The organism is Shewanella sp. SM23 (genome assembly GCF_025654295.1).
GTDB classification, from domain to species: domain Bacteria; phylum Pseudomonadota; class Gammaproteobacteria; order Enterobacterales; family Shewanellaceae; genus Shewanella; species Shewanella oncorhynchi.
Window position 1 is genome coordinate 1 of record NZ_JAKKRM010000036.1, and the last position, 11,364, is coordinate 11,364.

The 11,364-nt window shown below is 46.8% G+C and carries 9 protein-coding genes and 1 pseudogene; 3 read left to right on the forward strand and 7 right to left on the reverse strand.

All coding sequences use genetic code 11. The features are described from left to right. On the reverse strand, positions 1–180 hold a 180-nt coding region (locus L5L98_RS21890; protein WP_263142523.1), incomplete at its 3' end, for a transposase domain-containing protein. Positions 181–373: 193 nt separating this feature from the next. Between L5L98_RS21890 and L5L98_RS21895 the strand changes: the two genes are divergently transcribed. Beyond that, positions 374–1,147: a VOC family protein gene (locus tag L5L98_RS21895; RefSeq protein ID WP_263143521.1), complete on the forward strand. Its 774-nt coding sequence runs from the start codon at positions 374–376 to the stop codon at positions 1,145–1,147. A gap of 76 nt (positions 1,148–1,223) precedes the next feature. Here L5L98_RS21895 and L5L98_RS21900 read toward each other — a convergent pair whose 3' ends face one another. Next, positions 1,224–2,390: a ribonuclease T2 gene (locus L5L98_RS21900; protein WP_263143523.1), complete on the reverse strand. Its 1,167-nt coding sequence runs from the start codon at positions 2,388–2,390 to the stop codon at positions 1,224–1,226. Between the two features lie 181 nt (positions 2,391–2,571). On the opposite strand from L5L98_RS21900, the gene L5L98_RS21905 reads away from it, so the two are divergent. Further along, positions 2,572–4,146, forward strand: a complete 1,575-nt coding sequence (locus tag L5L98_RS21905; protein ID WP_263143525.1) for a hypothetical protein — start codon at positions 2,572–2,574, stop codon at positions 4,144–4,146. Between the two features lie 74 nt (positions 4,147–4,220). Here L5L98_RS21905 and L5L98_RS21910 read toward each other — a convergent pair whose 3' ends face one another. The 4 genes from L5L98_RS21910 to L5L98_RS21925 form a co-directional block, all read right to left on the reverse strand. Next, a complete protein-coding gene (locus L5L98_RS21910) occupies positions 4,221–7,364 on the reverse strand; it encodes an efflux RND transporter permease subunit (protein WP_263143527.1) in 3,144 nt (1,047 codons plus the stop codon). 9 nt (positions 7,365–7,373) lie between these two features. Further along, positions 7,374–8,915 carry an efflux RND transporter periplasmic adaptor subunit gene (locus L5L98_RS21915; RefSeq protein WP_263143529.1) on the reverse strand — a complete coding sequence of 514 codons (1,542 nt, stop codon included), beginning with the start codon at positions 8,913–8,915 and terminating at the stop codon, positions 7,374–7,376. 21 nt (positions 8,916–8,936) lie between these two features. Beyond that, positions 8,937–9,197, reverse strand: a complete 261-nt coding sequence (locus tag L5L98_RS21920) for a heavy metal-binding domain-containing protein (protein ID WP_113940264.1) — start codon at positions 9,195–9,197, stop codon at positions 8,937–8,939. Between the two features lie 277 nt (positions 9,198–9,474). Further along, complete coding sequence (locus L5L98_RS21925) at positions 9,475–9,912, reverse strand: hypothetical protein (protein WP_251071133.1); 438 nt, start codon at positions 9,910–9,912, stop codon at positions 9,475–9,477. A gap of 591 nt (positions 9,913–10,503) precedes the next feature. Here L5L98_RS21925 and L5L98_RS21930 point away from each other — a divergent pair. Then, positions 10,504–11,067, forward strand: coding sequence for a NapC/NirT family cytochrome c (locus L5L98_RS21930; RefSeq protein ID WP_105250630.1), 564 nt, complete (start codon positions 10,504–10,506; stop codon positions 11,065–11,067). A gap of 66 nt (positions 11,068–11,133) precedes the next feature. Here the strand turns inward: L5L98_RS21930 and L5L98_RS21935 are convergent. After that, positions 11,134–11,364, reverse strand: a pseudogene (locus tag L5L98_RS21935) (IS4 family transposase); the annotation flags it as partial.

Below are 11,364 nucleotides of genomic sequence, written 5' to 3' on the forward strand. Positions count from 1 at the left end.
CCAAATCATCGCGTCCATCGGCAATTTACGCCGTCTTAACGTCGCAACGCCCTGAGAGTCTAGGCAAGATTGAATTAACTCAGGTTCTAACACATCTGCTAAGCAGGTGAATTCGGTTAGGCGGGTAATATGAGTACGGGCGAGTGCTTCTGAGAGTTGCATAAAAAAATCCGATGACATGAGGTCATCGGATTTTGATCTTTTCAGCGAGATCGTCAAGCGATCTGTCTTAACTGATCGGCATTACTCCATGTGAGGGCTTTTTTGTCTTTAGCGGTTGAGTTTTGTCTTACAGATCTTTTTAACCTGAATACTGGACAGAAATACAAACTCAGGCTTAACTCGAATGATTGTTAAAACAAAGGAGCCGATAATGAAAATGACTCAGTACGCACAAGGACATGCATGTTGGGTTGAGCTTGCAAGCCATGATTGGCAGGGAGCAACAGCATTTTACCAAGCGTTATTTGGTTGGAACTCGGTCGAAATGCCGATCCCTGAAGGTCACTTTTCGCTATTTAATTTAGCGGGAGATGACTTAGGCGCCATGTATCAAATCCCTGAGTCAGAAGCACATATCCCCAGCCACTGGCGTATCTACTTTGCCGTCGATGATATCGATGCCAGCATTGCAGCGATTCAAGCGGCGGGCGGCCAAGTGCACATGGGGCCGCATATTGTGGGTGATGCGGGCGTGATGGCGCAGGTGAGCGATCCTGAAGGCGCACGCTTTGCCTTATGGCAAGCGAAGAACCACATAGGTGCTCGCCGTCAGGGTGAACTCAATACCCTTTGCTGGGTTGAGCTGGCTTGCAAAGAGCCGCGTACTGAAGAAGCCTTTTACTGCAAAATTTTCCCTTGGACCAACATGCCAAGTGACATGCCTGACATTGAATACTCAGAATGGCAGCTTGATGGTCAATCCATCAGCGGCATGATGACGATAATGCCTGAATGGGGCGATATTTCTCCCCACTGGTTGCTCTATTTTGTGGTGGCGGATTGCGATGTGTTTGCTGAGAAGGCCCAAGCCTTAGGTGCGCAAGTGTGCATTCCGCCTAGTGATATCCCTGATGTGGGACGATTTTCTGTCATTGCTGACGCCCAAGGCGCTACCTTTGCGGTGATCAAGCTTAATCAGATGTGACTGCCATATTAAGGACTGTCATTAAGGTTAAAAACGGCGACGCTAAATCGCCGTTTTTATTCGTCTAACCATCTTTTTAATTAGCATTATCAATCATGATTGTTTCAGGGCAGGAGCCTTTTGAGGCCTTATTGGCTTTGGCGAGTAGGCTAGGTAAGGAGTCAGAAGTTTTAATGACTTCGGGCAAGTTAATGCGGATTTCACTCAGTAATCCCTTGCCACATTCAAGACTCATTTTAGTGTGGGCACCTTGACCGAAGCTGCTATCAAAACTTTGGTTTAACTCACTTTTACTGACACTCTTACCTATGTTGTCATGAATAAATTTTTGTACCCATGCCGAGGCATTGACCGCTTGGGTCAGCTGGGTTGCCAATAAAAAGTACTCGTTAGGGTCTTGGCTACGGCAAGTGCCGTGTTTCCACCATTCGTGGCGTTCTAAACAGGTGCCATATTGGGCGCTTGGCATGACTTCTTCTAAATTTTTGCGCACCGATGGATTCAGTTCAAACTCTGGATAAGTACAGAAATCATTCGGTTGCAGTTTGACTGTGCTGCAATAACCATATCGCGTGCCGCATTGTTGTTTATTCGGCCACAGTCCGTGCAGGCTGAAGTGTTGCCATTGGCTCGATTCTGGCGTTTGGCTGAGGGCACGGCATTCGGCTTTACGGCGGCCATAGAGTTCACAAAAGGTGCTTTGCCAGCTTAATGCGAGCATGTTAGCATCGAATTCGCCACCGATTTGACATTGATTCCCTTGGCGTTTCTCTGGGGTACCATGCTCTTTAAGGCTATCTCGGCTTTTTGCTTTGATGTCCGATGCCGTGGTGGTTTGCGCTGGTTCCGCCGCCGTTGCAGGTGTTGATAAATTACTGCCAGCAACATTAGATAGATATTGACCACAATCGCCGCTGATCCAACGCATGGGAGACTTCATCGCATTGGTGCGCACTCTTAGCCAATCAGGTTTAGCGCTATTGCCGAGGATTTCAAGTACAGGGTAGCGCTCACCAATATTGCTCTGCCATTGGTCTGGATTCGTCTGCTTATTTTTCGATTGAAATAGCTCACAGCGTTTGTCGGCAACGAATTCACCAGTTGCGGGTGCGGCAAAGGCGGGTGCTGTAATGATGAGCGCAGAGCATAAACCGAATGCAGCAAGTAATGCGCGTGATGGGGTTTTAAGGGAAAGTGCTTGCGGCCATATCCGGCTGATGGTTAAACAAAATGACTTGGTCATGTGATGGGATCCTTCCTACGGCAGTGAATTGAGTCAATTCTGTGTGGCACTGAGTCAATGGTACACATAAGCACTATAAACTTAGAGGCTTATTTTATGGATAGCGAATACCCATGTAATTATGGTGTCATGTATTCGACTTATATTCAGGTTTCTACTTGTGAATATAAAGAGGTTATTCGTGCGTAAGGTAATCAATCTAAATGCTGTTTTGTTATCGTCTCTTGTGGTGCTATCGGGTTGTAATTCTGACTCTGACGATACTAATCCCATACCGATTGAACCAACTGGGCGTTGGTTAAAAGGTGACTTACATGTACACACCGCAGTTTCGCAGGATGCTCGCGAAACCCAGTCTGATATTCTGAAGTGGGCCTTTGATGACTTCGGTTTAGACTATGTTTCCTTATCGAATCATATGCGTAATAACAGTCAAGATAATGATGATAACGACGTAGGTGGTTTGCTTTATTACGACGCATTAACTCAGTATGAAATGCCTGGTCTAAAAAAGGCCATGCCTAACTATGAGGGCGAAATTGCCTATTCGAGTTTCGAGTGGGATATGCCAACCCATGAGCACTTTAATATCGGTATTTTAGGTGATGAAGCTAAAGTCTTGTCGGCGATTAAAACCTTCGAGTACAGATTTAGTAGTAAAAATGACATTGCAGACTTTGATCCCCAAGATATCGCCGCTTGGAATGCTGCGGGTTATACCCGTCAAAACCAGACTCATGATGATGCCGTTGCGGCGTTGAAATGGCTAGAGACTCATTATCCCGATAGCAGCTATGGGATGTTAAATCATCCTCGTCGCTATTTAACCAGCTATACCATTAAAGATGTAAGGGAACTGAATGATGCTGCACCCAATGTCTTCTTTTTAGTTGAAGGTCTGGTTGGCGGACAATTTAGCGGTAATCGCGGCGATTATGCTGAGCGCAGTAGCGGTGTATATGGTGGAGTCGACCCTGTGGTAGCGCAGGTCGGCGGTTGGTGGGATGCGCTGTTAGGCGAAGGTCGTCAGATCTGGAATATGGGTAACTCAGATATCCATTTCAAAACGCGCCCACCTTATGCAAGTAGTTATTATCCCGGTGAATATGCGAAAAGCTACACTTGGGTCGATGGTCAAGATACCACGGCGCTTTTGAAGGGGTTACGATCAGGTAATAGCTTCTCTGTGTTTGGTGATTTGATTGATGCCTTGGATTTTAAGCTCGAAAGTAGCAATAAGAATAGTGTCACTATGGGGCAAACCTTGGTAGCGAAAGCGGGCGACAAGTTAACGCTCACTATTCGCTTTAAAAGTCCGGCCTTGAATAATAAAGAATCAGATATCGGTAATGAAATTTATGCGGGAGTTAACCCTGGTGTGCATCATATCGACTTGATTGCGGGTAATGTGGGTCCGCGTGCTGAAGCGGGGACAACGGCATATGAAAAGGAAACTAACGATTCAACCTTAGTGGTTAAGACTTTTACCAGTGCTGATTGGCAAAAAGATGCTGATGGCTACTACAGCATGAGCTACAGCTTTATTGCTGATAAGCCTCAATATTTCCGTTTGCGTGGGACTAATCTAGATTACAACCAAGCTAATCTCACGGAAAAAGGTAATCCTTTAAAATCAGCTGTGATTAATCAAGCCGAAGATGAATCGGTTCAGGCTTGGTATAACAAGATTAATGATCGTAACTATAACGACCTGTGGTTCTATTCTAACCCTTTGTTTGTTAGCACGAATAAATAACTCTCTTTAAAGACCGTTGAATAAAAAATCCCCCAGACTATTTCGGTTTGGGGGATTTTTTTATGTATGTGTTATTACTGAACTGCGTCTTTCTTTAATTTACGCGAGTAAATCAGTAAATAAAGCGCGGGTAGTACAAACAGTGACAGTAATGGGGCAGTAACCATACCACCGACCATAGGTGCGGCAATTTTCTGCATCACATCGTTACCCGATCCTGCACCCCACATAATGGGGAGTAGGCCGAAGAAGATGGTCGCTACTGTCATGGCTTTGGGGCGGATCCGCATAACGGCACCTTCCATTAACGCTTCTTTTAAGTCGCTGACGCTGTGGTAATTATCTTTCTCTTGTCTGTGCTTGATGGCGTTATTGAGATACACCAGCATTACTACCCCAAACTCGGCTGCGACACCCGCTAAGGCAATCATACCGACGGCGACTGCCACTGAGATGTTGTAATCCAGTAGGTATAACAGCCAAGTGCTGCCGACCAACGCGAAGGGGAGGCTGAGCATGATAATACTGGCCTGAATGGTGGAGCCAAAGGTCATCATCAGCAGGATGAAGATGACGGCTAATGCCATAGGGATCACTTGCTTAAGTTTTGCATCTACCCGCTGCATATATTCGTACTGCCCTGCAAAAGTGTAGCTGTAGCGCGGGGGCACCTTGAGTTCGGCATTTAAAGCTTGCTTGGCGGTCGTAATATATTCGCCGATAGACGTGCCTTCAATATCGATAAACACCCAAGAGATTAAGCGACCGTTTTCACTGGTGAGCATAGGTGCGCCATCGGTGATTTCTATATCCGCTAAATTTCGCAGTGGTAGATAATTTCCCGATTTAGTGATCACAGGGAGTTCGCGTAGCTTTTCGATATTATCGCGTAGCTCACGGGGATAACGTAGGTTGATGGGATAGCGCTCAGCCCCTTGTACCGACTCGCCAATATCCATACCGCCAATGGCGTAACGCACGACATCTTGAATATCTTGCAGTGACATACCGTAACGTGCGGCGACATCCAGTTTGGGAGTGATATCGATATAACGCCCGCCACCACTGCGTTCAGCATAAGCTGATTTTGTGTGTGGCACTTTGCTGAGAATGGCTTCTATCTTAGCTCCTATGCTTTGCAGCTCGTTGACATCGGCACCAGTGATCTTAATGCCGACGGGGGTTTTTATTCCCGTCGAGAGCATGTCAATACGGGTTTTGATGGGTTGTACCCACGCATTGGTGAGTCCTGGTACTTTGACGGTTTGCTGTAGTTGGGCAATGATGCCATCTAAGGTCATGCCTTCACGCCATTCCTCATGGGGTTTGAGCATGATAGTGGTTTCAAGCATGGTCAGCGGCGCGGGATCGGTCGCGGTTTCGGCGCGGCCTACCTTGCCAAACACGCGGGCCACTTCGGGCACGGTTTTAATCAAGCGGTCGGTTTGCTGCAAGACTTCGGCGGCCTTACTGGCACTGATACCGGGCAATGCCGTTGGCATGTAGAGCAAATCGCCTTCTTCAAGGGCGGGCATAAACTCACTACCCATACGGGTCATGGGATACCAAGCACTGGCCAGCGCGACTAACGCTAACATCAGGGTGACTTTAGGAAATTTAAGCACCAGTTTGAGCGAAGGTTGGTAAAGCGCGATCAAGAAGCGACTGAGAGGATTGCTGCGTTCGCTGGGAATTTTGCCGCGAATAAAGTAACCCATCAAAATCGGCACTAAGGTGATCGATAAAAAGGCCGCCGCTGCCATGGCGAAAGTTTTAGTGTAGGCCAGTGGCGCGAATAATCGACCTTCCTGCGCTTCGAGTGCGAACACAGGCACAAAGCTTAAGGTGATAATAATCAATGAGAAAAATAACGCAGGGCCGACTTCAATCGACGCTTCGGTGACGATGCGCCAATGCTCCTTAGTATCGGGCTCGCGATCATGTTCGGCTTTGAAATGTTCTAAATGCTTGTGCAGGTTTTCGATCATCACAATCGCGCCATCCACCACGGCGCCGATAGCAATGGCGATGCCGCCAAGACTCATGATATTGGCGTTCACACCCATCTTATTCATCACGATAAAAGCGATAAGGATGGATAGCGGCAGGGTTATCACGGCCACGAGTGTGGAGCGGGCATGCAGTAAAAACAGCAGACAGACTAAGCCAACCACCAACATTTCTTCGACGACCTTGCTAAACAAGTTGTCGACGGACTTAAGAATCAAGTGGGATCTGTCGTAGGTTGGGATAATCTCAACCCCATCGGGCAGGCCCGCTTTGAGTTCTTCGAGTTTAGCTTTCACCGCATCTATCGTCGCTAAGGCGTTTTCGCCGTAACGCATCACCACAATTCCGCCAACGACTTCACCTTCACCGTCGAGTTCGGCTATACCGCGGCGTGAGGCTGGGCCTTTGCGCACAGTGGCGACATCTTTGAGTAATAAACCTGTACCAGAAGGGCTGGTGATACCAAGGGGGATTTCACGGAAATCCTCTAGTGTCTGGCGATAGCCTTTGGCGCGCACCATGTATTCGGCTTCGGCCATTTCGATCACTGAGCCGCCAGCTTCGCTGTTGGCTTTGTCAATGGCTTGTTTAATGGTGGCGATATCGAGCTTATAGATCGCCATTTTGTCGGGCTCAAGCACTATCTGATAGGTTTGCTCCATGCCGCCGACGGTGGCGACTTCAGACACGCCTGCCACGCTTTGCAGCTCTAGCTTGAGATACCAATCCTGCAGACTCTTGAGTTGCGATAAATCTAAATTGCCGGAGCGATCGACCAGCGCATATTCATACACCCAACCGACACCAGACGCATCGGGGCCGAGGGAAGGTTGCACATTTTGCGGTAAACGGCTGCTGATCTGACTCAGGTATTCAAGCACCCGTGAGCGAGCCCAGTAAATGTCGGTGCCATCTTCAAAAATGACATACACGTAAGAGTCGCCGAACATGGAATAACCACGCACGGTTTTAGCACCAGGTACGGCTAACATGGCGGTCGACAAGGGATAAGTCACTTGTTCTTCAACCAATTTTGGCGCTTGACCCGGATAAGGGGTTTTAATGATCACTTGCACATCGGATAAATCCGGCAGCGCATCGAGCGGCGTTTTTCGCAGCTCCTGTACGCCCCAAACAGTGATCATGATGGCGATAATCAACACCATAAATCGCTGCCTGATGGACGCCTCGATAATATATTTCAACATAACGCGCTCCTAGTGCTGATGACCGCTGCTTAAACGCATTAAACTGCCCTTGAGGCTAGCCTCGGAGTCGAGTAAAAATTGCCCCGAAATCACCACACGTTCACCTTCATTCAGGCCTGAAATAATCTCGGCCTTGCCTTGGCTCATCATGCCGACGGTTACGGCCTTGGCAGTAAAGCTGTCGTCGCTTTGCTTAACGATTACGCGGTTTTCTTTACCCGTTTGGATTAAAGCTTCCTGCGGGATCACGAGCACATCTTTATTCGGGCCACCAAATAGTGAGACTTTGGCGAGGGTTTTAGGTCTTAAATCGACGTCGTTATTGTTGAGCACCACTCGTACTCGCAGGCTGCGAGTGACAGGATCAAGTTCAGGGTAGATGTAATCGATTGTGCCTTCGACGCCACTGATATTCATGGCGGGAACGGCAATTTCGGCCTTTTGACCTTTAGCAATCCAGCTTTGTTCATTCTCGAATACATCGGCAATCACCCATACCTTAGAGAGATCCACTAGGGACATGACTTCGGTCGAAGGCTGAATGTACATGCCATCACGAACGTCGAGGGCTTTAACTATGCCATCCTCTTTGGCGTAGAAAGGTACGCGATACTGGGTTTGATGTGACTCGGCTAATTGTTTGATTTGTCTGTCGTTAAAACCGAGGAAAGATAAGCGTAAACCCGCATTGCGCACCAAATCTTTGTAGCGGCCTTGGCCGTTTGCTTTGGCGGTATCCATGGCGAGCAGGTAGTCATCTTGAGCGTTAATTAAATCGGGAGAGTAGATCTCGTAGATCAGTTGGTCTTTCTTGACAGTGTCGCCCACGGATTTGACCATGAGCTTTTCAATCCAACCAGTGACACGGGCATGGATATGGGTGATCTGGCTTTCGTCGTAATCGATTTGACCGACGGTTTCGACAAATTTCCACAGTGTGTCGCGTTCAACCTTGGCGACTTTGAGTGCCAGCGCTTGCTGCATACTGCCGGAAACATTGATATTGATTTCTTGGGTATTGCCGCCCGTTTCGACTTTTTCTAAGTTCATGCCGCAGATAGGGCAAGTGCCGGGCACATCGCTGATGATGTGAGCATGCATAGGGCAAACGTACTTGATTGTTGTCACGTGGTTTTGAGCTTTGACTAAACTGTCGGCCTTAGGGGTTGGGGTGTCGAATACCTGACTCGAAGCTTTCGCTGCCAAGGTTTGCCCATGCTCAGAGGCTTGGTGATCTGCGGCTTGATGCTGCGCATGCTCGGCCGCAGAGTTCGCGGCATCTTGTTTCTCAACTAAAAACATATTGCACTTAGGGCAGCGACCAGGCTCATGGCTGAGCACTTCGGGATGCATAGGGCAAGTGTAGGTTTTGACTTGATTTAACGGATTATTCTTAGGCGCTGTTGCAGAATTTACTGCAGCTTCGGTCGCCACGGGCTCTTGTGTGCTCGCCAGTTGGGCATGGCTCAACCAAGGCGTACCTAAGAGTAAGCTACTCAAGATCAGTACGGCTTTAGGGGTTTGCTTTTTTACGGTTTTAAATGGATTCATATGCCTCATCTCCAGCCTAGCTTAGTGGTGTTTGTGGGCGTTTTTTGCCGCACCTTCAGCTGGTTTTGCTTCTACCGCCTTTGGCTCTAAGTTCATACCACATTGAGGGCAAGTATCCTCTTTGCTGCCAGTCACTTCAGGGTGCATAGGGCAAACATGGGTATGGGCTTGTTCCTGTGGATTGGCATTGTCGTGTTGATGTGCGTGCGGCGCGGCCGTCGCAAACACGCTTGTGCTGGTCAGCAAGAATGCGATTAAGGCGAGATTAGTTAGTGTTTTCATATTATTCACTCCATCGGATTAACGGCCGAATATGAGCGCATAAACGTCAGTGAGCACAGTGGATCAAAGCGGTTCGCTTCGATAGACGGATTGATGCCACAATTTGGCATTCGGCTCAGTAATCAACGTTTTGCTAGACTCGGGTGCACGATTTAATGATAAGGCACCACAATAAACGGCTATATAGGGCGTTAGCTTAGGGCTAACAGCATTGTCGTTTTAGCTTGGTCGTTTGGCTTTTTTAAGGGCAGATTTGCCCAATAAGCACAAAGTAGGGCTAGGCTATCGGTGGTTTAAAGGCCGAAGACAAAGATATAGAGTGGAAATGAGGCATAGGAGTGGCCATTGCAGTATCGCTCATGCTCACACTTGGCCAGAGGTGTGGGCTAAATAGAGTGCCAGCGACTGAAATCGTCAAACAATGACCACAATCATTTGAACATGATGTGGTGCCATCACAGCAATGCTGTTTCGCGCCGGGAAGCATTTTATCGTTGCAGCAATCCGCGTTGGCCATTGAATGTGAGTCAGAACTGTTCTCCGTGTCCATCTGCATCATTGTAGCGTGGTGCATTTGGGAGGAAACCTCATGATTCATCGCACTCATATCCATGGTGTGTGGCACTATGGCGTGACCATTAGACACGACACTTTGCCCGACGAGTGCGAGTAGAGTGAATATGACTAAAAAATAACGACCGAGTGTGTGATGCATAAGTCTTCCAAATGATGAACTGCTCGATTCTAGCATAGCGATGTTTAGCTGTAATGATTTAACTCACATTTCAGTTAACGCCTCAATTTGAATATCTAATTAATCTAAATTAGCAAATAAAATTTCTGACTCGAAGTTTTGCCTTCAACGGGCTTATCATGAATATGACTGCGTATTTTAAGAGACTCAAATTGATCGTAGAAAGTTTCATTTCGAACAGTATTATTCGGCTTACCTGCGTTTTACCATTTATTTCTGCTTCACTCTTAAGGTGCAATAAACATTGGCGTGATCACATTTCTGTTTTCTAGAAAATAAATTTCTAGTTCTAGATTATCAAGGGAAAACCTAACTATAAAAAATCGGTAACTTGCGATTATCGGGTGATTGCATTAGCTTTAGTTAAAGTGCATCACAGTTCAGCTAGCGGTTTTTACCAAATGACGTCCAAATAGTTAGAGCTAAGTCTCATTTTGCGCTTTTAAGGTTAATTTAATCAGCAAATTTCGGCTTAAAATCAAATTTCTAATAAATGAAAGAGCATAAACTAGTCTTATAAAAACTAATTTTGACAATTTTGGAGATAGAGTGATGAACTGGCGTGCACTATTTAAACCTAGCGCGAAATATTCAATCCTGGCGCTACTGGTCGTCGGTATTGTAGTGGGTGTTGTGGGGTACTTTACCACTCAACAAACATTACACGCGACCAGTACAGATGAGTTCTGTATGTCTTGCCATAGCAATCATTCGCTGAAGGATGAAGTGTTGGCTTCTGCCCATGGCGGCGGCAAAGCGGGGATTACGGTTCAGTGTCAAGACTGTCACTTACCCCATGGTCCAGTCGATTATTTGATCAAAAAAATCATCGTATCTAAAGATTTATATGGTTTCATGACAATTGATGGCTTTAACACTCAAGCCTGGTTAGATGAAAATCGTAAAGAACAAGCGGATAAAGCGCTGAACTATTTCCGTGCGAACGATTCTGCTAACTGTCAGCATTGCCACACTCGTATTTACGAGAATCAGCCAGAAACTATGAGTAAAATGGCTGTAAGAATGCACTCAAATAACTTCAAGAAAGAACCTGACGCGAGAAAGACCTGTGTTGACTGCCATAAAGGCGTAGCACACCCATATCCAAAAGGATAAGGTTTAGCGATTAAGTTTCTTTATAGTTGACCATTAAAAAGCCCTCTATTGAGTAATGCCGTTCACTTAAGAGTGAACGGCATTTTTCTTTGGTCTAACCGGGAACTTGTTTTTGCTCATTTTAAGAACTCGTGGATATGCCCTTTCCCGTTTACCATCCAGCTTAAATTGCCGTGCATTTCGTTCTATATCCAATACGTCTCTCGGGACATTCCCCGGTGTTTGTGATGACAGTTGTGTCAACTTGAAGATGATATAACTCGCCGCATCTCGAAAACTCAGTTGATTGGGGTGGAC

What these genes read in the sequence shown, in the direction of transcription:
- L5L98_RS21895 (WP_263143521.1), top strand. Translation starts at nt 374, where the DNA reads ATGAAAATGACTCAGTACGCACAAGGACATGCATGTTGGGTTGAGCTT.
- L5L98_RS21900 (WP_263143523.1), bottom strand. Translation starts at nt 2,390, where the DNA reads ATGACCAAGTCATTTTGTTTAACCATCAGCCGGATATGGCCGCAAGCA.
- L5L98_RS21910 (WP_263143527.1), bottom strand. Translation starts at nt 7,364, where the DNA reads ATGTTGAAATATATTATCGAGGCGTCCATCAGGCAGCGATTTATGGTG.
- L5L98_RS21915 (WP_263143529.1), bottom strand. Translation starts at nt 8,915, where the DNA reads ATGAATCCATTTAAAACCGTAAAAAAGCAAACCCCTAAAGCCGTACTG.
- L5L98_RS21920 (WP_113940264.1), bottom strand. Translation starts at nt 9,197, where the DNA reads ATGAAAACACTAACTAATCTCGCCTTAATCGCATTCTTGCTGACCAGC.
- L5L98_RS21925 (WP_251071133.1), bottom strand. Translation starts at nt 9,912, where the DNA reads ATGCATCACACACTCGGTCGTTATTTTTTAGTCATATTCACTCTACTC.
- L5L98_RS21930 (WP_105250630.1), top strand. Translation starts at nt 10,504, where the DNA reads ATGAACTGGCGTGCACTATTTAAACCTAGCGCGAAATATTCAATCCTG.